The sequence below is a fragment of the Methanobrevibacter sp. V14 genome (assembly GCF_963082475.1).
Taxonomy (GTDB): Archaea; Methanobacteriota; Methanobacteria; order Methanobacteriales; family Methanobacteriaceae; genus Methanocatella.
In genome coordinates this window covers 212,153-236,371 of sequence record NZ_CAUJAM010000009.1, presented here as the reverse complement: position 1 = coordinate 236,371, position 24,219 = coordinate 212,153, and the positions used below count along the sequence as shown (strand labels likewise).

Genomic DNA, 24,219 nt, shown 5'->3' with positions numbered 1-24,219 from the left:
CTCCAACAATAATTCACACTTATTGAAACAATTCGTATAAAACTAATAAAAAAGTTCCGATACTTATCGATTCGGACCACTAAAACTCTGATACAAACTTTATTTTTTACAAGTGATAAAATTTTTGGAAGGCATTTGTTGACACTATTATTTAATTTATATAAACAGGATAATAAAAAGGATAATAAAACCCTATTAGGCGTGAAACATTAATTTAATGCTTATTGAAGCATTTCTGATTTATACATTTGACTTTTTTTATAGACAATTTATGTTTTAATGTTTAGCAAAATTTCGAAAAATACAAGGATTATGGACACAATTTTTTCTCAAAAAAATGAACATTTTAACAATAAATACTAATAAAAATGTTTATATATCCAAATTAACAAACTATCAACTACCCTCCACCATTGAAGTCAATTTTACGAAGTGAAATCAACATTTCACGGAGAGACAACTTTTTTTGGTGAGGCCTGAAAATCAATATAGAGAGGTAAAATATCAAGAAAGTAATGAGAAAAATAGATTATAAAAAAGGATTATAAAAAAATAATTTTATTATGAATAACGAGCTTATAAATATTATTTTTTAATATAATCCTAAGGCCAGTCGAGAAAAATAGAAATAGTTAAACAGAGCCGACAAACTTTGTTAAAAATTAATATTTTCCAGACTTAACCTAATATCTAGTTTATTTTAAGGAATATATAAAGATTTTCAATTTAAATAAAGCAAAACTTATATTTGTTCCAAATATTGCGATTAAGAATGGAATATTGATTTTACCTACAAACTATTTTTATTTTCAAAGACTTCTGGCCACTTGAGTTTTAGACTGTTGATCACTAACTCCCCATGAGGGAAAACAGGAGACACCAAAAAATGTGTGAAGCAATAAAACCCCGGCCCAACGAAATAATAATTTTCAATAATTTCAGGGCACTTGAAGAAACTATCTCTGAAATTCAGGAATCGGAAAACATCCGAAATGAAAGAGAATTCTTCGAATCATACAGAATCAAGATAATAAGGCTTGATTAAACACGCAGACGAACTAAAAATTTAAGATAAAATCGGGAGTCTAAGAATAATGAAGGAACAAGAAATAAACGGAGAAGTCCATGTTTTAGTCCCAAAAAACATCTGGGCTAGAATATGGCTGGTATTTGATAGAATAGAACACTTGGGCGAATTCAAATGAATAGCTATTCACCTATTGCATTAAATGAGGTTGATAAATTATGACAACCTCAATTAATCAATTTGAAGATAATTTCCATGGCATTTTAACTCACAATGGCGAAATCAAAATTGCCAAAGGAGACGTTGAACAGGAAATCCTCTACATTGATGATGACGGTATCGTATTGGTCGATGGTGGAAAAAAAGCATACCAGACAATAATACATGACAAACTACTGTCATTAATTCAATATGCAACTGAAGGAGATATAGGTTTAATCAAATTCATAAGAGGAGAAGCTTTTATTGTCGGATTCAGGAAACACAAAAGGGATGAGAAATATGGAAAATGCAATTCTTGAAATGCAAAGGAATCTGGATGAAGAACATTTCATTGCATTCGTATCTGCAGATGAAAATCCGTATTGTGCGGTAATGAAATCAGACGAATTGAATTTCCCAGACAATAAAACAGTTGTTATTCACAGAAATGGTGGAATGACTACAATAATCAATTTGAATTTCATTATTGAGGTCTGCATAAGGAGGTTTGGTCAATATGCCTAAACCAGCAAGATTATATCCAAAAGAAGAACCGATGGATCCCAATCCATAAATGATTTTCATCGGAAGCATGATATTTGCTGTAGCCATCGGCTGGATTGGAATAGCAACAAGCACAGGAGGATTATAAACCAATCCTCCCAAAATTTTCAAGGTGATAAAAAATGGTAAAAGCAGAACTTATAGAAGAACCACAGGTTTCTCAGGAAACTGAATTAGTTAAAGTTGATAATGTCCCTGACGTGGATGTGGCCATGAACAATGGGACGCTTATCAAAAACTCTGTAAAGGGTTATTGAATGACACAGACTATCAGGAAATAATCGTTAAAGAAAAAGATGAAGAAGGTAACTACGTTAAAGTGAAAAGACACTTTAAGAAAAAGTCAGCATGGCAAAAGCTGTCAAGAGCATTCAATGTTGATACCGCAATTGTTGACCGTGATTTGGAAAGAACAAAAACCGGTAGAATTAAAGAAGCATACTACTGTGTGAGAGCAACATTGCCAAATGGCAGAAGTGTTGAATCAGATGCGCTATGCTCCCGTTCTGAAAAAGGTAAAGACAAAGTAAGTGATCACACTATCATGTCTACTGCAAAAACACGTGCAACAAATCGTGCAATAGCTGAACTGATTGGAGCAGGTGAAGTGTCAGCAGAAGAAATGTCAGCTGAAAGAACAGTTAACCAATCAAAATTTCTAAAAGAGGACAATATCTAATCCTCTTTAATATTTTTTAGGAGACAAATAAAATGAGTTTTGAAAATACTAAACAAACAATATTTACAGGTACAGAATTAGATTACGAAGAAATTGTAGAAATTCCGGAAGGATATGAAAAAGCAGAATTAAGAGACTTTGAAGACGGAACCCTCTTAAGAGGAAGACCTGAAATGTCTTCAGTAACATCATACACTTTCGATGATGACGGTGAAGAAAAAACCGTAAACAGATTCAAACTCTACATCTTCCAGGATGATGACCAATTATACATTGAAATCAATGTCAATCTCAAAAACGATGGGGACTTTCACAAAAACATCAGAAAAGGAAGTGTGCTCTTTGACTTCATCACTTCAATCCTTGAACTTGAAAATGCTGGAAGTGTTGGCGAATCCAATATCCTCATAAACGTCAATCTTGCAGAATACCGTGAATTCGTTAACGGCTTAGATGAAATGACAATTCAGGTCAAAGAGAAATCCGGAAGCTATGTCTATTACAGTTTCATTGTACGTGACGTCCAAGTAAAATAGATGGAGCAAGAACAAAATGAGTAATGTAGCTGAATTACCTACTGAAGATACAATAACTCTCATTATCAACAGAAAGAAAGTAGAGAGTGTTACATATGTATTTAAAAATAAAGACGGTAATAAAATTGGAGAATACTTAAACAAAACTCCAGCTACATTATCTTCTCAGAGTAATGTCGCAAGACAGTTCAAACAGATTGTAAATCCCAAAGGTGACATAAATCCGAAGATTGTCAACAACCAGTTCGCAGAGGTAAAACAACTCCTGCAGCTTCACTATGAAAATGAGCTATCCGTTATTGAACTGGAAATAGCTGACAGGAAACAAGCCGAGCAGGAAAAGGATAGTGTTAAATTAAAGGAAGCTATCACTAAACTTCAATCATTGACCCGACCTTTGATTTATATCGGAAGTATTGTTGAATGGTTTACAGCAGGCGAACGCAACAACATATTGTATGCATTTACCGTATATGCAGGACAGGTTGTACTGGGAAATCCGGTATCCGTAATATGTCTGGGTGAGGCAAGCAGCGGCAAGTCACATATTCAGGAAATTGCTTTAAGACTGATTCCTAAAAGGTTTGTTGTCAATGAGAAAAAGATTACTGAAGCAGCACTATTCAATCGTGCAAAAACAGACAAGTATTTCTATGACGGCAAAATCGTTAACTATGGGGATATGGGAGGAAACAATGACCATGACTTTATGGAAGAATCCAAAAACCTCATGAAGGAACTGCAGTCTGACGGTTTTCTAAACAAACCGTTAAATATTCCTGACGGTGAAGGTGGATGGGAAGTAAAGGATCTTGAACTTGTCGGCAGGCCATGTCTTACATACACTACAGTGCCTAACCATTATTTTGATGATCAGGAAATGAGCAGAAGCATTTTCATCACTCCAAGAATGGACAATCAGAATATCTTCAATAAAAGAAACAGCGCATTGGAATTCAAGCACGGTAAAAGCTATAAAATCCTAAAACATTATGAAAAGGAAGCTGAGCTGGTACCATATATGCTTTTGCACCTTAAGGAAGTATTTGAAAACATTGCAATAATAAATCCATATGTTTACTTTGTCATCAACTTCCTGAAGGACTCCGCTTTCTATAAAAGGGATTTTGACAAGTTCAACGGCATACTGAAAACAATAACGGCCCTGAATTACTATAACCATGAAGTCTATGAGGTTGACGGCAAGAAAGTAATTCTGACCAACATTGCAGATGTGCAGGAATTCATGAGCTTATTAAAACCATACAAGGAAAGCATATCTGCAAACCTGTCCCCTAAGGCAGTTGAGGTTTTAAACGACATCAGAAACAATATCGAAGACTGGCGAATGAAAAAGGACAGGGAAGTATTGGACATGGGAATTACAACCAACGAATACTTCTCACTTCAAAATCTTGGATTAAGTAAGGCATCAGTCAGGAAATACATGTATGAATTGGCAGACAAGGGTTTTATTCAAGTAACGACTCGTTCCGGCAGAGCTAATGTATATGACTTGGCCAAAAGTGAAGTCGCATCAATCAACTATGACTTAAAGCACATTGACAATTCAATATACGAGAATATCTGCTATGAGATTGGCGAATGGGTTATAGACATTATGAAAGAAGATAAATTTGTTGAGGGGTTAAGTATCATGAACTTTGACGGTGAAGTAAAAAAACCGACATGGATAAGTAAAAAACCATAAAAACTAGGAAAACCATGAAAACTGAAAAACTGAAAAAACCTTGTAAACTTTAAAAAACTTTGGTGAAAGTTTTTATAAAAAACTGTTTACAATCCTTTTCAGATTAATTGGAGAATTTTTAGTTGGAATCGGTAATGGCTTTTCTGATGAAAACCAATGTATTTCAGGATAAGGAGGAGGTAACTTTAACAATACTTCCCCCATACTCTGGAAAAATAAGGTTTTTTAAAAAATCATAATATTGGAAAGTGATGATAGCTATTCTTTTCTGATTTAAAGGATTCTGGAAGCTATTTAAAAAAACCATCCCAAAATTTCTCAATAGTTTTTATGGTTTTTATAAATTTTTGATTTGTTATGAAATCTATAAAAGAACAGATAATGGAAGCCAAAAAGGAAAAACTGGAAAGGGAAGAAGAATTATGGTTTGTAGATTACTGCAACAACTGCAAAACAGGACTGGCTTCTAAGCATGATGTCCCTTGCCATCATCCATGGTACTGCTGGCATGAAGGTGAATCAGCTATTGTACAGGCCGAGATTGTAAGGATTGATGAGTATCGAAGACTGCATGGACATGTCACGTCACAGATGTATTGGGAATATAAAGAGCTTAGAAAAAGACAGCGTCAGTTAATATGGCGAGGCAGAAGACGATTGCTGAATGGATTTAAATAGCTATTCATGTGAATATCATTTATCCACTATACTAAAGAGTTATTTTAATGCTGGTGAAAAAAATATTTTAATTCGATTAAAATAACTATAATATATGACTACCATAAATCGTTTAAACGAACTATTAAAAGAAGGCAAAGAAATTCTTAAAACCAAATATGATCCAAATTTTGCAGAAGATGGAGTTATTGCTATTGGATTTAAAGAAACTGTCAATGACTTAAAATTTACAAAATGGCAATCAAAAACCATTGTTTTTTTAGAAAAAATATTAAAACCAGATGATTTTAGATTAATAAAATTTAAAGAGGAAGTTAAAACAAATTATTATACTGATGCAAAAATTGGTGTTGGGATATTAGAATCATTAGTCGAAGATATCGAAAGTAATGATTTTAGAGAAAATTCTTATGAAGATAACTACGATTTAGAACCATATTATTGCATTGAATCCATACTAAATAATTTTCATGAAGTTGTTAAAACACTTTCAAAGAGAAATAGAAATCGAGACCCACTAATAATTAATGACGAATATGATGTACAATACTTATTGCATTCATTATTATTTATTCACTTTAAAGATATTCGAGAAGAAGACCCTACTCCAAACAATGCGGGGAAATCCACAAAAGTTGATTTCTTAATAAAAGATTGTAATACAGTTATTGAAACTAAAATGATGAGAGAAACATTAGATGATGGAAAAGTTGGAAGTGAATTGATATTAGACATTCAAAGATACTCAAAACACCCTTCTTGTGACACATTATATTGTTTCATATATGATCCTAAAGGATATATTCGAAATTTTGAAGGTTTAAAAAATGATTTAGAGGATATTCCAAGCGAAATTGAAGTAAAAGTAATTATTTGTCCATGAAAAATGTTGATTAAAATTTTTAAAAAGAATTTAATTTACAATTTATAAAAAATGCACATAGGCTTGAATGCACCAGTTCACATTAACTCTTTGAGTTTGAGTTTTAGTTTTTCACAATCTTTTGTTAATGCCTACATAATCTTCATGAATATCTTCATTGTGAGTACTATCTTTCATTTCAAATTAGGAATATTAACTTCTTTTAATTTATTTAAATGAAAGAGAAAATTCAATTAAATCATTTAATTGATTATATTTACGAATATCAATAAGATATTTCTTATATCGTATTTGTAAATCAAATTCAGGCACAAAAACTAAATTTTCTTTAATTTTAATTAATAACAAAATAACTTCCGAAATTTGTTCTTTACTCAAGCTTTCATAGATTAATTTCAAATCATCTATTTCCACAAATATAAATTGTCTTGATAATAAAGATTCGAATTTTTTTAAAATAAATTTAAACATAATATCTTGAAAATGGACAGAATCATAATCCAATAAAAACAAAAACGATTGTAATTCTCGGATATTATTTAACTTCATGCAATTAAATGTTTCATAAAATAATGTGTCATTCTCGTTAATCATATTTACAAATTCAATTGGTACAATTTTCACATGTTCTGATCGAATATAATCTAAAACAATTTTCATTAAAAAATTTAAAGGAATCTTCATGATAATATCTAAATTTGATTTAAAATTTTCATCATCATAATTTTGTAAATAATGGTATGGATTAATAAAATAATAAAAAATAGCGTAAAGTTTTATTTCATCTTCACAACCAAATTGAATATATTTTTCATCAAACTTAAAATCTTCAATTATTCCACCGTGGATTAATGTTATAAATAAATAGTTTGTCTTATCTTTAAAAAATAAATCAAAAAAGAACTCTTTATCATCACGATAAATCCAGTTTAATAGTGAAAAAAGTGGTTTCATTGGATGAAGTTTATATGAATACCATTGATCAATAAATGTGAAGTAATTTCTATTAAATGATATTTCAGGTGATTTATATGTGATTGTTATGTGTCCTAAAAATATTTTATCAACCCTCCTTTTAATAAAGGATATGAATCCAATTTTTTAATATTCCATGATTTAATTTCAGTGAAATCAATTAAATTAAACAAACCTAAATAAAATATCAAAGTTACTTCTTGCTTTTTAAATTTAACTTCATTAATTAAAATATCAAATTCATCGAATGAACTTTTTAAATCATTTAAATTATATATGTCTTTTAAAGAGTCTTTATTTTTGATTTCAATACCTTCAGAGGCAATTTTATTAGCAATGATATTTAAATCATTTTTATCCATATTAATCACATATCTTGAAAATATTTTCTGAAACAATGTCTTCCATTAGAATCTTAAAAATATAATGGCAGCAATAAGGACTTAATTTGACAATATTTGAATAATTTTCCCCAAATGAGTTTATTGAAGTTCCAAGTTGAAATCCTTCTATTTTATTTTTAGAAACAAAAAATATGAACCTGTCATGAAAATGTTCTTGTGATTCTATGAAATTAACTTTTGAAAATCCAAAGTCTTTAAAAAAGCTAATTCAGAGCTATTTAACTGGTTTTTAAAAATTTCAAATGAACTAACATATTTTGAAAATACAATATGTTTTTCATAATCATTATTAATTAAAAACATTAAAAAATCTTTTATTACACTAAAATCATCATGTTTTTTATCAAAAAATAAGGATCAAAAATCCAAATTTCACCAGAATTTTTTAATATATCATCAAACAACTCATAAGCTTTTTCACGTTCATTTTTTCTTAAAAATGTACATTTATCCTCTTCAACATTAATAAAATTTGAATAGAAATTTTTTTCATCTGTTAAAAATGAAGAAATAAATTCTAATGGTTTTATTTCATTATTGGTAAAAGATTCGTAATTTGAAGGACTTAAAGAAAATTGTTTTTTTGATTTATTTAAATTAACTTTATAATTTTCAGTATTCATATTAATTTTCAAATCAATATTTCTAGTTAAATTATGATGAATTTTATAAAGTAATTCATCCCCGTCATAGATTTCTATTTCGCAATTGTTCCAATCATATTTAGAAAATATTTTTTGACCATCAGCTATATCTTCAATAATGTGAGACTCCAATATAACCTCATTAACTTTAAATTTAACATAAACATTGCCTTTAACATCGTTGCCAGTGATTTTAACATATGGGGGATTATCTAAATAGTATTCAGTTTTAATTTTAATTGGTGAGAAAAATAATACATTTCCAAAGGAATATTTTGTAAAATTATAATTAGCATATTCCTTAATTAAATTAGATAATATATTATATTCTTTTAAAGGCAATATTGGTGAATTATCTTCAAAAGGATTCACATGATTTAAATTGACAAATTCTTTGTAAAATGTACTATAATCTTTATATGGGTTTTTTTCATTATTACAATCAAGAAATCCTTCAATAAACAAATCATAATCATTATCATCTAAATTAAATTCATCTACATAATATTCATTGAATGAAATAATATGTTCATTTATATTAATTGTATCATCAATGTTTCTAATTTTAATGCATTCATCCATATTTTCATGGACAATAGTTAAAAATATTTTATCATCATAATAAAATTCTTGTATAATCATATTGGTGTCCTTTAATCTTAATATAACATTTTAAAATTCTATTTTATTATTAATTATAATTATAGTAAATCTCCGTGTTTTGTTTGAGCAAAGATATATTCAAATATTAACTATCAATACAAATTATAGACTACAAATCATATAAAATGTTTTATTTAAAATTAAATATTCTGACTTGAATAATACATTCTAAAGAACTATTACAATTAACTCTTCATAATAAATTCCTCTAATCCACATCTAGTAATAATTCGTTTTTTAAGTAGAATACCACTTATCCACATTAACTCTTTGAGTTTGAACTTCAGAAACTATTTTTTCATATCCTCCTGTGAATGCAACTACACAGTCATCATGAATAGCTTCATTAGGATATGCAGTTATTTTTTCCAGAAATTCCATCGCCCATTTTTTGGTGAACCCGGTCGAATCCTTTCCAACAAGGAAAATTCCCTTCTTTTGAATATCGGCTGAAACTCTTCTTGCACGGTCAACTTTGTTTTCTCTTGAGTTACCTGTTCCCGTAGTGAATCCTCTTCGGTTCAGTTCATCTATAATTAATAATCCGAAGTTTTTACCGGTGCTTCCGTCAAGTTCAATGTATTGTACATCTGACTTGTCACGTGCTGCAGTATTTAATATTTCATTGATCAGGTTTCTGGATTCCAATTGAAATTCATATGAATCCAGAATATAAATATTTCCGGACAGATCTTTAGCAAGCATAACGCCGGCTGTAAAATCCGGATCACTTCCTTTCAACTTATCATCATTCAATACTTCAGTAGCTGCAAGATCCCAATATCTGATAACTTTAACGATTGGTATTTTCATGTATTCATCATGAGAAATCAAATGGAAGTCTGATTCATCGAATAGCTGACCTTTAACTGATGCATACCAGTTACCGTTCATTAACTGCTCACGTGTTACTCTATCCAATCCCATCAGGTATTCTTCATAATCTTTCCTGTCCAAGTAAACATTATCCAAATAGCTTGAGCTAATGAATCTGATTTGTGATTTGTCCTGAATATCTGTATCTATTTTTTCTATGAATCTTTCACGAACCCATTTGTTTCCACGTTTACCGGGATTACTGGAGCACATTAGTTGTGTAGGAAGTTTGTTATCTTTTGTTTTCCTAACTCTGGATCTCATGTAAATGTATTTGAATTTTTCAAGTTGTGTCAGCTCATCAATTCCTATGAACTGGTATTCGGAACCCTGATATGTATCGAGGTCATTGATGTTTCTCAAATATCCAAAGGTTAGTGAATTTCCATTGGGAAATGTCCATGAATGTTCTGTTCCATCCCACTTTGGTTTGATGCTTGCATTATTTTGAACTTCCTTTCGATTTAACCACTGGCTTGCTTTATGAATTAAAGCTCCTTTACGCTTCAAGTCAGATAAAGTACGTCTCAGGATGAGGGCATGATATTCATTAACATCATCCTGAACATAAAACAATGCTCTCATCAACAGACTTGTTGATTTGGAACCGCCTGCAGCACCGCCGATAAGGACTTCCTTTTCTCTAGCCAGTATCATTTCGGCCTGCTTTGGAAATGGATTGAATGGAATATATGGATTCTCATATACGCATTTTTGAAGAATAGCTTTATCTATAGCATCCAGATAGAATTCACCTTTTTCATCATACATTGTTATCATCTATTTGCTTTGCGAGGATTTCTATTTCATTCATGATGTCCTTTTGTGAGATTTCGATTTTCTTATCTTCCAGTTCAAGAACTCTGTTTTTGAACAGTCTGTCCATTTCATCTTTGAATAATCTGTTTTTAGCTTCAAATGCTTTAACGGATAATTCCAGATATCTGATTTTCAGTTCTGTAATGTCGATTAAATATCTGGCAAGACTTTTTTCATTGGCATTGTATCTCACTTCCTGGTCCAGCTTTTCAAAGTCAATTTCAAGGCCAACCGCATTTTTTGTTATCTTATCTAAGTTTTCCAAACCTGTTTTAATGTCGGTGACCTGCTGCTGGAGAATGGAATCAATAGCTAAATCTATATTGTCCTCGTGAACGTTATTGTCGGTTATCTGTTTTTGTGTAATTGCCCTGTTTGTTAATGCATCCTTTTGTCTGGCTCTTGGGTCTTTGTCATTGTCTGTTAGATGATATTTCTTTTTGAATCTTGAGAATGTTGCTCTGCTTACTTCAAGTTTGTGTTCCTCATCCAGCCATCTTCTGACGCTTTCGTCTGTTGCTCCTGAAGTTTTCATTACCTGTATTTCATCCAGAAGTGTTTCAAGGAAATCTCCTTTTGTCAGTTTCAGTCCTGCTTTGAATTCCTTAAATGTTGTGAGTGAAACTTCACGACCGTATTTTGTTTTTATGAGTTCTATGATTTCCTTGTTGCTCATTGCCTTCTTGCAGCAGTTGATGATTTCCTGTTCGTGTTGTTCTAAAAAATAATGGATATCTGAATTTACTCGACTCATAGTGATGGTTCCCCTATAAATCCCTTAATTCTCTTTCAAGTTCCTGTTTTCTCTCTTCAATTAACTTGTATTCCCTTTGTTTCATAATCCTTTCATAATTGGGATTGTTGTGTATTAGTGTTATGGTTTCCTGTGCATCTCCGATAGCTATTAGCATAGCTCCAAGTTCGTATGCATCCTTGTGTGTAAAACTAGATTCTTCTACTATTTTTTTGAGTGTAATTTCAACTCTTGCACTGATGTTGGTTTTTTCCGGTAACATAATAAATAATTATATTATGTATTATATATAAAATTTTATTATAAAAAAAATATAAAAGTAATAATAAATATTACTTTCACTTATGAAAAATAGTTTCTTTTGAAGAGTTATATACATGAGATATATTTTTTGAAGTTATTCTCCGTCATCCATTTCGTCAAGTTCCTTTTGGAGGTCGTGGATTTGCATTTCCTTGTAGAATCTTTCGAACTTTCCCACTTCAATGAGATAAGCTGAAACTTCAAGAGCATCCCTATAGGTATAATTGGACTCTTTGATAATTTGCTTTTTGTCTTCATCCATGTAGGATGAGGTATTATTTATATTGGCCATACTTATTACAACCTGTATATAATAATTAATATAATATTTTATTATTTCAATTATATAAAATTATCATATCAAGTTTGATTTTTTCTGGATTTAAACATCAAGTTTGTGCAAGATAAATTAATATAAATAATAGTTACTTTTTAGATTTATTCATTGAAAAGTTCACATAAACGAAAGGACTTTTGAAACATCAAATATAGTCCTATTCAGATATTGAAACTATTTGAAAATAATTTTTAATGAATAATAATCAGACATAGGGTTAATAATTACATATTCACAAATTTTAATAATATTATAATAACATATTATAAATTAATTATCTGAGGAAAAAATTATGCCAACAAAAACTTACATTGAATCTTCATTAAGATCAATTAATGATTCTGATTTTCAAAATTTGATTATACGTTTCTTAATGTTCAGAGGATATGAATTTGTTTCCGCTCCTGGAGCAATGGATTCTAAAAATAAAACAACAAAAGGTACGCCTGATGCATTATTTCATGGATTAAATAGAAACAAATATGTTTTATGTGAAATAACTACACAAAATAAAAAGGATAATAAAAATAAATTCATGAAGAAACTTAAAGAAGATATTGATCATTGTTTTGATTATGAAAAAACAAACATTGAAAATTCTAAAGTTGATGAAGTTATTTTAGCTTGCAATAGTAAAGTAGATGCAAAAGAATATGGGGAACTAAGAAAGTATATTGCCCAAAAATACAAAAACGACAATTTGAGAATATATTCAATTCAAAATTTAGCAGAAGAGTTGATTAGTTTTCCAGACATTGATGAATTTTTCCCGAATATATCTTTTTTAGATGGAATTTCAACATTAGAAGGATTCATTGAAAATAGTAAAAGAGGCATACGTCCTGATTTAAAAAATAATTATTTAAAACAATCTGATACATTCGATACTATTTTATCAACTCTTGAAAAAGAAAGTATTCTTTTAATTTATGGAAATCAAGGAATTGGTAAAACACGATTAGCTATAGAACTTGCTAAAGAATTTAATAATCAAAATTACACCACTTTAGTTGTAAATTATTATGATAATAATTTAAAAGATAATCTTTATAAAATCCTTCAAAAAAATAATAAATATTTAATAATTTTTGATAATTATATCCAATATGACAGTATTGATTATTTGATTAAAAGAATTCCACAAATATTCAATAAATCAGAATTTAAATTTATTTTTACATTAAGACAACCTTATTTAATTGATTTAGAAAAACAACTATCTGATTTTAATACAAAGAAAATACAACTCAGTGAAGTTTCACGTGAATTTATGGAAACCTTCATAAATGAACTTTTAAAAGAATATGGATTTAATATTAAAAAGAGTTACATTGATAAAATTATTGATTTATCTAAAAATAATATTGGATTTGCATTAATGATTTTACTTCCATTATTTGAGCATGATGACTATTCTTATCTTATAAATCCTGAAAAAGCTTATGAAAATTATTTCAAAAATTATAAATCTTTTGAAGCAGTTTTATCAAATGAAGCTTCTTTGAAAGTTTTAGGTTGTGTGTCATTTTTTGATAAAATTGATTTAAACAATGAAAATTTAGTTTCGACAATTTATGATATTTTCAAAATTGATTTTAATGAAAATGAAGATATTATTCTGAAGTTAACAAAAAATGAATTACTAAGTAAGAAAGGAAATATCCTTGAATTTTCAGATTCAATTCTATCAACATACATATTTTATCATACCTTTATTTCACAAAATATTTTAAGTTTTGAAGACCTTATATTAAATTTCATCGATAACTACAGTACTGTAATCAATAATAAAGTTTACGAAGTTATAATTGCTTTTGGATTTGAAGATTTTAAAAATAAAAAGTTTCAGACACTTCTTAAAATTGAATCGCAACTTAAAAATGAAAGATTGATCTCATTTTATAATATTTTTCACATTTATTTTGAAATACAAATATTAAATTTTGTTAATGAATGGATTGATAGTGAATCAGATGAATATTTTGATGTGAATAAATTTGAAATCCCTGATATGCATAACTACCATAGCTATAACAGAATAATTAAATTATTAGCTCATTTATTGTATTCTCAATATGATGCCCTTGCATTAAAACTTTTTGTTGAAATAATCTATAAAAACCATCTTTAACTAAAGAAGTGTTCTACCATTTAAAAGAAACTTATTCCTACAGTATCAATTCATTGCAAAATAAATACCTCTATCAAAATAAATTAATGGATTTTATTGAAATAGAATTGGAAAATCCAGATAAAGAACTTATTAAAAAAACAATATTCGTTTTTTTATTAAATGAAAATAGAATGTTTGATTGGCACCATAGTGAACTTCAACAAACATCAAATCATAAAGTAAATATTTATAGGATTAAATTACCTAATACAACAGAATTATCTGAATTTAGATTAAGACTTTTAAATTATCTTTTAAAAATTTATGATGATTATAAAATGAGCGTTGAAAAAAATTTAAATAGTTACATAAGACTAATGAGTGTCGAATATTCAAATTTAATTTTTAATGAAGAACATATCTTAAAAAGTTTTTTAATAAAATGGACTTTAAAAGATACTATCCTAATAAATTATCCTATACTTATTATAATAAATTAACAGGAATATATTATGATAAATTTAAAATGTATACTCCTTATTTCCCTAATTTTTATGATTATGTCAATGTTGAATCTATTGATAAAATTAATACACTATCCAAAATTTTTAATGATTATGATGATTTTAATCCAGATGAAAAAATAAAAAAATTGAAAATTATTTAATGGAAAATCAGAACTATATTGAGTTTTTTGATTTATTAAAAGAAGTTAAAGAATCTGGTGATTGGTATTTTAATGTAGATTATCTATTTGCTGCATTAATCAGATTTGATGAAAATTTATTTATTGAAGCTTTTGAATATTATTGTTGGAATAATTATACTTTATTTAAATCAAAGGGATTTATAAATGAATTATTTGAATATTCAAATTTAAATGCCATAGAAATTTATGAATTGTTAAATAAAAATAGTTATGATGATTTAGAAAACTGTAATGATGTATTTTTAAAGTTATTCCTAAAAATCAAATTGATGAATTTATATTTTATAAATTAATAATCCATATTAAAACCTCAAACAATTTTATTTTCCTCCCTGAAAAGTATATTAACTATGAATCCACTTTTATCAGATTAAAAAATAAACTAACTACTGAAACCAGCAATATTGTCCAATTTTTAACAGAAATAATAGTTAATAAAGATTATAATTCTCCATTTGTTTTTTCACATTCTTTTTGTAAGAAGTATCAACATTATTTTGAAGATAATTTTGAACTATTAAAAAATGCTTACTTTACTAAAATATCATTGGAAATGGATTTGGATCATAATTTTGAAGAATTGAAAGTTTTATGTGAATTAGATAAAAATGTTTTAAAAGAGTATTTTGAATGGAGATTTGAACACAACGATGAATTTTACAAAGATGATTCACAAATGAATTTTATTTGGAATTTAAATTATAACTTTGAAGAATTATCTTCATTAATAGAATATATAATTGAAAATTCTAAAGATTTTGATTGTCAAGGAGTTTCATTATTGTTCACTGGAAAAACTCTAAAAGAAAAAGAATTTATAAAGGAATTCATTGAGAAAAATCATCAAAATAAAAAATCTATAGAAGTGCTTTTACTAATATTAAGAAATATTATTCTCATGAAGAATATTTAGAGTTTTTAGAAATATTTTTAAGATTGAATAAAGATTTTGAAATATTTAAAAGTATAATACATCCTGATTTTTATATGAGAAATCTTTTTTCAGAAGAAGGAGATATAAAACTTAGGCTAGATTTTTATAATAAAATCAAAGACAAATTGTTTGATTTAAATTCATTAGACCATATAAAACATATGAAATTAATAGAAAATGAAATAAATGATGTTGAACAAGAATTAAAGAAATTTTATAAATATTGGCCTGATAGTAAAATTTAATAACTTTAATAATGATTGATAGATTTTCGATTTATCAATGAATAATATTAAAAAAGAAAAAAGAGTTAATATTAACGTTAACTGCTATACAAATCTGTGAATATCCATGAGGGGTCATAAGCTATGAGGTAACCGTCTTCACACCAGATTGCTCTGACATTTCCTGAAGTTGTATCTGCTACTGCTGCAGGATCTCTGTTAATCCAGTTTCCTCCAGTATGTTTTTTATGTCTCAATCTCAGACGAATATGGCCTGTTCCGGATACTCTGCATTTAACATGGACAAACTGAACATCATAACCTAAAGATTTAGCTATTCTGTAATACACTTGTCCCCAGTCTACACAATTGGAACCTTTTCCCATTTTAGCATCATTGATTGTCTTCTTGTCTGTTTTTTGAGAATCAAAGTATTTGCTGTACAATTTCTTCTTTGCTATAATAGCTAAAGCTTCATCAATAGTGTTTCCTTTGTAGTTGAATGTCTTGATAAATAGTTTCATTGTTGAGTCACTATAATCCGGAAGCTTTGACATTCTGTAAACGATTGCAGGAAGCCTTCCGTTTGCCCTGATGAATGCTTCAGTTCTTATGGCCATGTCCACATATTCTGCCTTGTCGATTTTGGCCCCGTTCTTTAACATTACATAGTTTGGAAGAAAATCCAAAGAGCTGTTATCCTTTATCACAGCCATTGTATACATTGCAACCAGCTTGTCTGAACCTAATTTCTTGGTTTTCTTTTCAACATCACTGCAGCTGCCTTTCAATGTCAATATCTGGTAATAGTCACGCTTCTTATACTTCTTTTTGTTCTGGATTAACCAGAATGCTATTGAGTTCATTGCCTGACAAAAACTTGTCCAGCTAATATTATCTTCTGTCATATATTATAATTTGTATTATCCTATTTATTATATTTTTTATATATTTTAGATAATAAAAATAATATTCCTAATTATCATGATGAAATTTTAAATTTTGAAAAAATTGCAAAAGAACATACTGAATATATGAGAAATAGTATTAATCTTATTGCTTCTGAAAACGTTACAAGTGTAGAAGTAACTGAAGCTTTAGCAACAGATTTTGCTCACAGATATGCTGAAGGACAAGCATTTGAAAGATTCTACGAAGGATGTCAATACATTGACATTATTGAAGACAAAACCAAAAAACTTTCATGCAAAGTATATGACTGTGATTATGCTAATGTGCAACCTGTTTCAGGAGTAACTGCAAATCTTGCAGCATTCTTTGGATTTGCAAAACCCGGTGAAAAAGTAATGGCTCTTGAAGTGCCATCTGGAGGGCATATTTCTCATGCAGATGTAAGTGCAGCAGGAATTCGTGGATTAAAAACAGTATTCCATCCGCTGGATCAAAATGTAATGAACATCGATATTGATGCAATGAATAAAAAAATCATTAAGGAAAAACCAAAAATTGTTTTATTCGGAGGAAGTTTATTCTTATTCCCGCACCCAATCAAAGAAGCTCGTGAAGCTGCTGATGAAGTGGGAGCTAAAATCATGTATGATGGAGCTCATGTTTTAGGTCTTATTGCTGGAGGACAATTCCAACAACCTTTAAAAGAAGGGGCCGATTTGATGATGGGAAGTACCCACAAGACATTCCCTGGTCCGCAAGGTGGAATCATTCTCTCTCATAAGGAAAATGAAGAAATCATTGATAATGCAGTATTTCCAGGGGTTGTAAGCAATCACCACTTACATCATTTACTTGGTTTGGGTATTGCAACTGCTGAAATGTTGGAATTTGGAGAAGCTTACGCTAAACAAACTATTAAAAATGCACAAGCTCTTGGTCAGGCAATGTATGAGTTGGGATTTGATGTATTATGTGAAGATTTAGGATTCACCCAATCCCACCAAATTGCAGTAGATTTAAGCTCAATTAGGCCGGCATCTGATATTGCAAAAGAATTAGCTGACAATAATGTTGTATTAAATAAAAACCTCTTGCCTGGTGATGACAGGGACAATTCAGATAATCCCTCTGGTATTAGAATAGGTACTCAGGAAATTACTAGAAGGGGGCTTAAAGAAAAAGAAATGGAAGAGGTTGCTCAATTTATTAAACGTGTGGCGGTTGATAAGGAGGATATTGCTTCTGAAGTAGCTGAATTTATGAACCAATATACTGTTTTGGATTATGCATTCTCTAACCGTGATGCTTACCAATATCATAAACTAGATTAAAATGAGAATTGCCTTTGCATTTACTGGAGCTGGTCATTTACTTAGAGAATCAGTGCAAACTGCTGTAAAGTTATCTGAAGAGCATGAAGTATCAGTGTTTCTATCGGGAGCAGCAGAAGAAGTTCTTAAAATGTATGGACTTTATGAAAGTGTTGTCAGTATAACTGGTGGCAAATATCGTGAATTGGCCACTGATTCTAATCAAAAATCCTCATATCCAATAACCGGTCGCCTATCTTTAGGCAAATATGATTTGTTAATAGTAACGCCAGCTACAGCGAACACTGTTTCAAAAATCGTTTATGGAATAGCAGATACGCTAGTTACAAATGCAGTAGCTCAGGCGGGTAAAGGTGCCGTTCCAGTATATATGGTGCCGGTAGATATTCATTCAGGTCCAATTGATACTGTTCTTCCTTCAAAAATGGAATTATCTAAATGTCAAAATTGCGATGAATGTGTTGCAGCATTAGTCTGTGAACAGGGTGCCATTATTCCTCGATCTGAAATTGATTTAACAAAATGTATTGGTTGTGGTTTGTGCAGGAATTCTTGCCCCTATGATGCAATTTCAGAAGGTAAAATCATTACAATCTATATGAGGGAAATTGATATTGAAAATACTCGTAAATTAACAGGTATTGATAATATTCAAGTCTTTAAAAATCAAATGAAATCTTGGAAAAAATTTAATTTTTCCATCTTTTTTGTTTAATTTTGTATCTGCTTTGTATTTTTTCTTTAAAACACTAAATGACTGTTCATCTTTATAATTTTATAATACGTCCTGATTTTGATGTTTTTTTAACTTTTGGATAAAAATATATTCAAAATTAGTCTGGAAGGTTTATGGAAGATGAAAAAAAGTTAGATTATTTAATAAATGTTTTAAAATTAACTCCAAAATTAGTTAATAATATAATTAAAAATAATCAAACATTAAATAAAAAACTGGGGTGATTATTCAAACAACACTTGATATGAAAAATAGTAATTGAAAAAGATATGGATTTAGTTTCATCTTTTACAACTTCAACAAAACAATCTTGTCATGAAAGAAAAAACTAAGTGATTTTAGTATATTCTTGCAAAGACAAAAATGTCGATTTTTTAATTAACACGGTTATGTGGGATATTATTCCTGTTGAGGTTAGCATTGCCTGGTGAAATAAAAGACAAATTTCAGATGCAATTAGATATTATAATTAGATTATGTTCTGTTATTTCTAACACTACAAATAGAGTTAAGAGGATAATATAATATTCTTGCCTTTAAAACCATAATTGATGTAGTTAGATAAAATTTAGGCAATCTCCTATTTTTAATTTTAACTTATTTTTTTTAGTTTCTAGAATATATTTTGCCCGTTTTTTCGGTTTGTAAATCTTCCAGGGGGCTAATGTCACTTTATCAAAAATAATTTTATTTTCATCAATAAAATAAACATCAATTTCAAATTTCATAAAAAAGGTATGGATTGTGGAGCCAACTAAATCGGTGAACACTAAGCAATCATCAAAGTCTTTTTTACCCATCAATCCTTTAAAACGTTTTAAAAAAGTATTTGCAATTATAATTTTCATAAAATAATTATAATTCCCCTGATATTTAAGCTTTTAACAGTTTAAAAGCAATATTAAGATTAAATAAAACTTTTATATCTGATTTCACCATTAAGCAGGTCTTCCATCGCTATTTTGAAATCTTCCTTTCCAAAAGCCCCTGGAATACTTAGTTGTTCTTCGTTAATCATAATCAAATAAAACGGAATTGAGTAAAGGCCATTAAATCTAGCATCTTCTTCATCAATGTTTACTTCAACATCATATGAATTATTCAAAAGCATAGTTTTCACTTCATCTTCGCTAAAACCAACTTCACAAGCAATTTCACTCAGCACGTCTATATCTGCAATAATCCTATTATTTGTGAAATTAGCTTCATAGATTTTGAAAACAAGATCCTGTGTAACTTCAGGGTTTTTCTTTTGTGCAAATTTAACTAATCTGTGAGCAGACCTTGAATTACTAAGTTTTGCATCTTTATAATTGATATTCAGTCCCTCTTCACATGCAATTTCTTCAATTTCACTTATTTCAGCTTCAGCATCTTCTGGTGTGAGGCCATACTTAATCGCATGTTTGGTAACTGTTGGAATTGTGGGGGTATTTTCAAGCATCGGTTCAAGTTCGAATGCCTTCATTTCCCATTCAAAGTCTAAATTTAACTCTTCAGCTGCTTGTTTCACACGGTTCAATCCGATATAGGAGTTGGGGCAGTTAAAGTCACTCCAATATGCTATTTTCATTTTTATCCTCTTTTTTGGATTTATCTTTCTTTTTGGATAATTTGTAAATTTTTCTTATATTGTCGATTGATCTGATAATTCCGTTATATCTTCTAGAAAATCCCATATGTACTAGTTTATTTTTTTATTATATTAATTTAATGCAAATCCATTCAGTGCTTTTGTATAATTATCCAATAGCATTATCTTGAAACTGCTAAAACAAGTTCGCATTTTTCCATTTTAATTGAACTATAAAGCATTATATTTTTTAGAATTTTTTCAAAATTGCCATAACCTTTATTTATTATCTAAAACAAAAAGATACATATTATAAATTAATTTTTATTTAAAAATTGGTTTTATTTTTATTTATAACCTATACTGATGTAAATTTATAAGAGGAGTTTATAATGCCAATAAAAGAGGCAGATAAATCATATGATCATGATAAGATAGAAAAAAAGGTTCAAAAATTCTGGAAAGAAGAAGAAACTTTTACAAAAGTAAACGAACTTAGGGAAAAAGGTCCAAGATATTCATTTTTAGACGGTCCTCCATACTGTAGTGGTAAAATTCACTTAGGAACAGCCTGGAATAAAATCATTAAAGATTCATACTTAAGATACAAATCTATGAATGGATTTAACTTAAGAAGACAAGCCGGATGGGATATGCACGGACTTCCGATTGAAAATAAAGTGGAACATTTGATGAACATCCAGTCCAAGCAGGAAATTGAAGAAATTGGAATTGACAAGTTCGTTGATAAATGCAGAGAATTCGCCATTGAAAATAAGATAGCCATGGAAAAGGAATTTGACCAGTTGGGAGTTTGGATGGACTGGAACAACCCCTACATGACATTAGATCCAAAATACATGGAATCTTCATGGTGGATGCTTAAAAGAGCCAATGAACAGGATTTGCTTGTAAACAACCAGAGAGTTATCAGCTGGTGTCCTCATTGCGGAACCGCGCTTGCAGCTGCCGAAATTGAATATGAAGAAAAGGTTGACCCATCTATTTATATTAAATTCCATGTATCAGGTGAAGAAAATACTTATTTCTTGGTTTGGACAACCACTCCATGGACATTGCCTGCAAACCTTGCAATTTGTGCAAATCCGGAATTTGATTATGTTTATGTCTTAAAAGACGGTGAAACTTATATTTTGGCTGAAAACTTAATGGAAGACATATTAGGTAAACAAGTTAAAATCCACAGAACCAAAATCCCTGCTGAAAATGATGATGAAGACCAAATCATTGAGGAAAAAGAGGTAATGTATGAAATCGTCAAAACAGTTAAGGGCGAAGATTTACTTGGAATGGGTTATGATTATATTTTAGCTGACGAAGTTCCAAAACAAATGGAATTTGACTCAGAAATTGAAAAGGTTCACACAATTTTGCCGGGAGACCATGTAGAACTTGGTGAAGGTACAGGATTGGTACACACAGCACCGGGACACGGTCCGGACGATTTTGAAATAGGTAAGGCTAACGGATTGCCAATTTTCTGTCCTGTTGGAGAGGATGGATGCTTTAACAGTGAAGCTGGAAAATACGCTTGTAAATTTACTAAAGATGAAAATAATCAAATAATTAAGGATTTGGAAGATAAAAACTTGATGTATCGCTGTGAAAGCATTGAACATAGATACGGAGTATGTTGGAGATGTAAGTCTCCTATTATTTACCGTGCAACAAAACAGTGGTTCTTAAAGGTAACTGACATTAAGCAAAAAATGTTGGATGAAATTGAAAAGGTGGAATGGGTGCCTAAATGGGCTGGAGAGGGCAGATTCCATGATTGGGTAGATAACGCTCGTGACTGGACAATTTCAAGACAAAGATACTGGGGTATTCCAATACCAATTTGGGAATGTCCTGAGTGTGGTGAGTTAAAGGTAATTGGTTCTCTAGATGAATTGAAGAAGGAATCATTAACTGAAATTAATGTTTCAGATGCTGAACTTATCCACAGGCCATATGTAGATGAAGTTGAAGTAAAATGTGATTGCTGCAACCATCCAATTAAAAGGATTCCTGATGTATTGGATGTATGGATTGATTCTGGAGTAGCTGGTTGGGCTTCATTATACTATCCAAAGGAAAATGACAAATTTAAGGTTTGGTTCCCATATGACTTCATTACTGAAGGTCACGACCAAACTAGAGGATGGTTCTACTCGCAACTTGGTACAGGAGTAATTTCAATGGGTCAAAGTCCATATAAAAAAGTATTGATGCATGGATTTGTGTTGGATGAACATGGAAATAAAATGTCTAAATCATTAGGCAATGTGGTGTCTCCAGAAGAAGTCATTGAAAAGTATGGGGCGGATGTTTTAAGATTCTACTTATTGTGGACCTCAAAACCATGGGATGATTTGAAATTCGTATGGGAGGAACTTTTAAACATTAACAAAATGTTCAACATCTTATGGAACGTTTATGTCTTTTCAACCACTTACATGTCTCTTGATAACTTTAATCCAATTGGTTTGGGAGAGGACGATATGATTTTAAGGGCTGAAGATAAATGGATTATCTCAAAGGCCAACAGTTTAATTAAAGAAGTTGGCGAAGATTTGGAAGACCTATTCTTCCACAAAGCAACAAGAAAAATCAACAATTTCATTCTGGAAGATTTAAGCCGCTGGTATGTAAGGCTTATTCGTGGTAGGACCTGGGTTGAAAGTGATAATCCAGATAAATTGGGGGCATATTACAGCTTATACACTGCTCTTGTTAAGTTAATTGAGGTATTATGTCCAATAGCTCCTCATGTGTCAGAAGAAATCTATGAAAATCTTGTCACTTCCCTAAATCCTGAAGCTCCAGAAAGTATTCACATGCTTGACTGGGAATATGATGGGGATGCGATAGATAAGGAACTGGAAGCTAAAATGGATGTTGCCCGTGAAGTAATTGAAGCATCAATTAAAGCAAGAGACATGGCGCAATACAAACTTAGATGGCCAGTATCTGACATTACTGTAGTGTCACAAGATGAAAATGTCTTAAATGCCGTTGAAGAGTTAGAAGATATTATTAAAGATCAATCAAATGCTAAAGAAGTTTTAAGGGCCAGCGAATTTGAAAAATTATCATTCATTGCAAAACCTAACCTTAAAATCTTAGGTCCAAAACTCAAGGGGGACATGGGCAAAGTTGTAAAAGGCTTAAAAACAGCTGACGGCAATCAAATCAAAGCTGAACTTGAAACAAATGGAAGCGTAGTTATTGAAGGAATTGAATTGTCTTCCAAAGAAGTATTGTTCGACTCTGAACTTCCAGATGATTTTGTATCCTCTGAATTTGAAGGAGGAAATGTATTTGTAAATACCAACGTTACCTTGGAAATCAGACAGGAGGCTATGGCTCGTGAACTTATAAGAAGAGTTCAGGATATGAGAAAAGACTTGGATTTGGATGTCGAATCAAATATCCACGTAGATGTTGAAACATCATCTGAATTTAAAGATTTAATTGTGCCGCAGTCAGAAGTTATTTCTCATGAAGTAAGAGCTAAAAGCTTAATTATAACTGACACAGAAGAGTGCAGTAGAGATTCTAAATATTATACCAAAGAATGGGATATTGAAGGAGTAAAAGTAATTATTTCAATTAAAAATTAGGTGTTTA

27 protein-coding genes are annotated in these 24,219 nt (G+C 30.1%); 17 read left to right on the top strand and 10 right to left on the bottom strand.

Annotation, left to right across the window (positions count from 1 at the left end; genetic code table 11):
* The first annotated feature begins 886 nt into the window (after window positions 1–886).
* From Q9968_RS08815 to Q9968_RS08775, 9 genes are all read left to right on the top strand, one after another.
* The gene (locus Q9968_RS08815) at window positions 887–1,045 is read left to right on the top strand and encodes a hypothetical protein (protein WP_305515515.1); all 159 of its coding nucleotides are present in this window, start codon (window positions 887–889) and stop codon (window positions 1,043–1,045) included.
* Window positions 1,046–1,245: 200 nt separating this feature from the next.
* Window positions 1,246–1,548, top strand: a complete 303-nt coding sequence (locus Q9968_RS08810; protein ID WP_305515513.1) for a hypothetical protein — start codon at window positions 1,246–1,248, stop codon at window positions 1,546–1,548.
* A complete protein-coding gene (locus Q9968_RS08805) occupies window positions 1,529–1,753 on the top strand; it encodes a hypothetical protein (protein WP_296890921.1) in 225 nt (74 codons plus the stop codon). The genes Q9968_RS08810 and Q9968_RS08805 overlap by 20 nt, the downstream gene beginning before the upstream one ends.
* Window positions 1,754–1,914: 161 nt before the next feature.
* On the top strand, window positions 1,915–2,049 hold the full coding sequence (locus Q9968_RS08800; protein WP_305515511.1) for a hypothetical protein: 135 nt from the start codon (window positions 1,915–1,917) through the stop codon (window positions 2,047–2,049).
* The gene (locus Q9968_RS08795) at window positions 2,046–2,471 is read left to right on the top strand and encodes a hypothetical protein (protein WP_305515509.1); all 426 of its coding nucleotides are present in this window, start codon (window positions 2,046–2,048) and stop codon (window positions 2,469–2,471) included. Before Q9968_RS08800 ends, Q9968_RS08795 begins: the two co-directional genes overlap by 4 nt.
* A gap of 32 nt (window positions 2,472–2,503) precedes the next feature.
* Entirely contained in the window at window positions 2,504–3,007 is a 504-nt protein-coding gene (locus Q9968_RS08790; protein ID WP_305515507.1) for a hypothetical protein, read from the top strand.
* Between the two features lie 385 nt (window positions 3,008–3,392).
* Complete coding sequence (locus tag Q9968_RS08785) at window positions 3,393–4,718, top strand: hypothetical protein (RefSeq protein ID WP_305515505.1); 1,326 nt, start codon at window positions 3,393–3,395, stop codon at window positions 4,716–4,718.
* Between the two features lie 357 nt (window positions 4,719–5,075).
* Window positions 5,076–5,396 carry a hypothetical protein gene (locus tag Q9968_RS08780; protein ID WP_305515503.1) on the top strand — a complete coding sequence of 107 codons (321 nt, stop codon included), beginning with the start codon at window positions 5,076–5,078 and terminating at the stop codon, window positions 5,394–5,396.
* A gap of 94 nt (window positions 5,397–5,490) precedes the next feature.
* Complete coding sequence (locus tag Q9968_RS08775) at window positions 5,491–6,279, top strand: hypothetical protein (protein WP_305515501.1); 789 nt, start codon at window positions 5,491–5,493, stop codon at window positions 6,277–6,279.
* Between the two features lie 207 nt (window positions 6,280–6,486).
* On the opposite strand, the gene Q9968_RS08770 is transcribed toward Q9968_RS08775, so the two are convergent.
* From Q9968_RS08770 to Q9968_RS08740, 7 genes are all read right to left on the bottom strand, one after another.
* Window positions 6,487–7,233 carry a hypothetical protein gene (locus Q9968_RS08770; RefSeq protein ID WP_305515497.1) on the bottom strand — a complete coding sequence of 249 codons (747 nt, stop codon included), beginning with the start codon at window positions 7,231–7,233 and terminating at the stop codon, window positions 6,487–6,489.
* A gap of 95 nt (window positions 7,234–7,328) precedes the next feature.
* Window positions 7,329–7,616, bottom strand: a complete 288-nt coding sequence (locus tag Q9968_RS08765) for a hypothetical protein (RefSeq protein ID WP_305515493.1) — start codon at window positions 7,614–7,616, stop codon at window positions 7,329–7,331.
* 359 nt (window positions 7,617–7,975) lie between these two features.
* Window positions 7,976–8,944, bottom strand: a complete 969-nt coding sequence (locus tag Q9968_RS08760; protein WP_305515491.1) for a hypothetical protein — start codon at window positions 8,942–8,944, stop codon at window positions 7,976–7,978.
* Between the two features lie 258 nt (window positions 8,945–9,202).
* Window positions 9,203–10,612, bottom strand: a complete 1,410-nt coding sequence (locus Q9968_RS08755) for a phage terminase large subunit (RefSeq protein WP_305515489.1) — start codon at window positions 10,610–10,612, stop codon at window positions 9,203–9,205.
* Entirely contained in the window at window positions 10,605–11,414 is an 810-nt protein-coding gene (locus Q9968_RS08750) for a hypothetical protein (RefSeq protein ID WP_305515487.1), read from the bottom strand. The genes Q9968_RS08755 and Q9968_RS08750 overlap by 8 nt, the downstream gene beginning before the upstream one ends.
* 13 nt (window positions 11,415–11,427) lie before the next feature.
* Entirely contained in the window at window positions 11,428–11,676 is a 249-nt protein-coding gene (locus Q9968_RS08745) for a hypothetical protein (RefSeq protein ID WP_296812631.1), read from the bottom strand.
* Between the two features lie 135 nt (window positions 11,677–11,811).
* Window positions 11,812–12,009, bottom strand: coding sequence for a hypothetical protein (locus Q9968_RS08740; RefSeq protein ID WP_100815195.1), 198 nt, complete (start codon window positions 12,007–12,009; stop codon window positions 11,812–11,814).
* Between the two features lie 337 nt (window positions 12,010–12,346).
* Between Q9968_RS08740 and Q9968_RS08735 the strand changes: the two genes are divergently transcribed.
* From Q9968_RS08735 to Q9968_RS08715, 5 genes are all read left to right on the top strand, one after another.
* Complete coding sequence (locus Q9968_RS08735; protein ID WP_305515480.1) at window positions 12,347–14,185, top strand: hypothetical protein; 1,839 nt, start codon at window positions 12,347–12,349, stop codon at window positions 14,183–14,185.
* Window positions 14,186–14,271: 86 nt separating this feature from the next.
* Window positions 14,272–14,667 carry a hypothetical protein gene (locus tag Q9968_RS08730; protein ID WP_305515478.1) on the top strand — a complete coding sequence of 132 codons (396 nt, stop codon included), beginning with the start codon at window positions 14,272–14,274 and terminating at the stop codon, window positions 14,665–14,667.
* 166 nt (window positions 14,668–14,833) lie between these two features.
* Window positions 14,834–15,169: a hypothetical protein gene (locus Q9968_RS08725; protein ID WP_305515476.1), complete on the top strand. Its 336-nt coding sequence runs from the start codon at window positions 14,834–14,836 to the stop codon at window positions 15,167–15,169.
* 260 nt (window positions 15,170–15,429) lie between these two features.
* Complete coding sequence (locus tag Q9968_RS08720) at window positions 15,430–15,789, top strand: hypothetical protein (protein WP_305515474.1); 360 nt, start codon at window positions 15,430–15,432, stop codon at window positions 15,787–15,789.
* Window positions 15,790–15,812: 23 nt separating this feature from the next.
* Window positions 15,813–16,055 carry a hypothetical protein gene (locus tag Q9968_RS08715; RefSeq protein ID WP_305515472.1) on the top strand — a complete coding sequence of 81 codons (243 nt, stop codon included), beginning with the start codon at window positions 15,813–15,815 and terminating at the stop codon, window positions 16,053–16,055.
* A 77-nt stretch (window positions 16,056–16,132) separates the two neighbouring features.
* Here Q9968_RS08715 and Q9968_RS08710 read toward each other — a convergent pair whose 3' ends face one another.
* On the bottom strand, window positions 16,133–16,699 hold the full coding sequence (locus Q9968_RS08710; protein WP_305515470.1) for a pseudomurein-binding repeat-containing protein: 567 nt from the start codon (window positions 16,697–16,699) through the stop codon (window positions 16,133–16,135).
* Between the two features lie 306 nt (window positions 16,700–17,005).
* Here Q9968_RS08710 and Q9968_RS08705 point away from each other — a divergent pair, with 306 nt between their 5' ends.
* Both Q9968_RS08705 and Q9968_RS08700 read left to right on the top strand, forming a co-directional pair.
* On the top strand, window positions 17,006–18,277 hold the full coding sequence (locus Q9968_RS08705) for a serine hydroxymethyltransferase (RefSeq protein ID WP_305515711.1): 1,272 nt from the start codon (window positions 17,006–17,008) through the stop codon (window positions 18,275–18,277).
* 1 nt (window position 18,278) lies between these two features.
* Window positions 18,279–18,992, top strand: coding sequence for a dihydromethanopterin reductase (acceptor) (locus tag Q9968_RS08700; RefSeq protein WP_305515468.1), 714 nt, complete (start codon window positions 18,279–18,281; stop codon window positions 18,990–18,992).
* Window positions 18,993–19,570: 578 nt separating this feature from the next.
* On the opposite strand, the gene Q9968_RS08695 is transcribed toward Q9968_RS08700, so the two are convergent.
* Window positions 19,571–19,861 carry a DUF192 domain-containing protein gene (locus Q9968_RS08695; RefSeq protein ID WP_305515466.1) on the bottom strand — a complete coding sequence of 97 codons (291 nt, stop codon included), beginning with the start codon at window positions 19,859–19,861 and terminating at the stop codon, window positions 19,571–19,573.
* Between the two features lie 59 nt (window positions 19,862–19,920).
* Window positions 19,921–20,586 carry a DsbA family protein gene (locus Q9968_RS08690; protein WP_305515464.1) on the bottom strand — a complete coding sequence of 222 codons (666 nt, stop codon included), beginning with the start codon at window positions 20,584–20,586 and terminating at the stop codon, window positions 19,921–19,923.
* Window positions 20,587–20,978: 392 nt separating this feature from the next.
* On the opposite strand from Q9968_RS08690, the gene ileS reads away from it, so the two are divergent.
* On the top strand, window positions 20,979–24,212 hold the full coding sequence (ileS, locus tag Q9968_RS08685) for an isoleucine--tRNA ligase (protein ID WP_305515461.1): 3,234 nt from the start codon (window positions 20,979–20,981) through the stop codon (window positions 24,210–24,212).
* Window positions 24,213–24,219: the final 7 nt, after the last annotated feature.

Excerpts from the sequence above, each read along its gene's own strand:
- Q9968_RS08695 (WP_305515466.1), bottom strand. The coding sequence starts at position 19,861 with ATGAAAATTATAATTGCAAATACTTTTTTAAAACGTTTTAAAGGATTG.
- Q9968_RS08730 (WP_305515478.1), top strand. The coding sequence starts at position 14,272 with ATGGATTTTATTGAAATAGAATTGGAAAATCCAGATAAAGAACTTATT.
- Q9968_RS08700 (WP_305515468.1), top strand. The coding sequence starts at position 18,279 with ATGAGAATTGCCTTTGCATTTACTGGAGCTGGTCATTTACTTAGAGAA.
- Q9968_RS08775 (WP_305515501.1), top strand. The coding sequence starts at position 5,491 with ATGACTACCATAAATCGTTTAAACGAACTATTAAAAGAAGGCAAAGAA.
- Q9968_RS08740 (WP_100815195.1), bottom strand. The coding sequence starts at position 12,009 with ATGGCCAATATAAATAATACCTCATCCTACATGGATGAAGACAAAAAG.
- Q9968_RS08735 (WP_305515480.1), top strand. The coding sequence starts at position 12,347 with ATGCCAACAAAAACTTACATTGAATCTTCATTAAGATCAATTAATGAT.
- Q9968_RS08805 (WP_296890921.1), top strand. The coding sequence starts at position 1,529 with ATGGAAAATGCAATTCTTGAAATGCAAAGGAATCTGGATGAAGAACAT.
- Q9968_RS08790 (WP_305515507.1), top strand. The coding sequence starts at position 2,504 with ATGAGTTTTGAAAATACTAAACAAACAATATTTACAGGTACAGAATTA.
- Q9968_RS08745 (WP_296812631.1), bottom strand. The coding sequence starts at position 11,676 with ATGTTACCGGAAAAAACCAACATCAGTGCAAGAGTTGAAATTACACTC.
- ileS (WP_305515461.1), top strand. The coding sequence starts at position 20,979 with ATGCCAATAAAAGAGGCAGATAAATCATATGATCATGATAAGATAGAA.
- Q9968_RS08815 (WP_305515515.1), top strand. The coding sequence starts at position 887 with ATGTGTGAAGCAATAAAACCCCGGCCCAACGAAATAATAATTTTCAAT.
- Q9968_RS08725 (WP_305515476.1), top strand. The coding sequence starts at position 14,834 with ATGGAAAATCAGAACTATATTGAGTTTTTTGATTTATTAAAAGAAGTT.
- Q9968_RS08710 (WP_305515470.1), bottom strand. The coding sequence starts at position 16,699 with ATGTTAAAGAACGGGGCCAAAATCGACAAGGCAGAATATGTGGACATG.
- Q9968_RS08760 (WP_305515491.1), bottom strand. The coding sequence starts at position 8,944 with ATGATTATACAAGAATTTTATTATGATGATAAAATATTTTTAACTATT.
- Q9968_RS08720 (WP_305515474.1), top strand. The coding sequence starts at position 15,430 with ATGGATTTGGATCATAATTTTGAAGAATTGAAAGTTTTATGTGAATTA.
- Q9968_RS08690 (WP_305515464.1), bottom strand. The coding sequence starts at position 20,586 with ATGAAAATAGCATATTGGAGTGACTTTAACTGCCCCAACTCCTATATC.
- Q9968_RS08810 (WP_305515513.1), top strand. The coding sequence starts at position 1,246 with ATGACAACCTCAATTAATCAATTTGAAGATAATTTCCATGGCATTTTA.
- Q9968_RS08750 (WP_305515487.1), bottom strand. The coding sequence starts at position 11,414 with ATGAGTCGAGTAAATTCAGATATCCATTATTTTTTAGAACAACACGAA.
- Q9968_RS08755 (WP_305515489.1), bottom strand. The coding sequence starts at position 10,612 with ATGTATGATGAAAAAGGTGAATTCTATCTGGATGCTATAGATAAAGCT.
- Q9968_RS08780 (WP_305515503.1), top strand. The coding sequence starts at position 5,076 with ATGAAATCTATAAAAGAACAGATAATGGAAGCCAAAAAGGAAAAACTG.
- Q9968_RS08800 (WP_305515511.1), top strand. The coding sequence starts at position 1,915 with ATGGTAAAAGCAGAACTTATAGAAGAACCACAGGTTTCTCAGGAAACT.
- Q9968_RS08770 (WP_305515497.1), bottom strand. The coding sequence starts at position 7,233 with ATGAAACCACTTTTTTCACTATTAAACTGGATTTATCGTGATGATAAA.
- Q9968_RS08765 (WP_305515493.1), bottom strand. The coding sequence starts at position 7,616 with ATGGATAAAAATGATTTAAATATCATTGCTAATAAAATTGCCTCTGAA.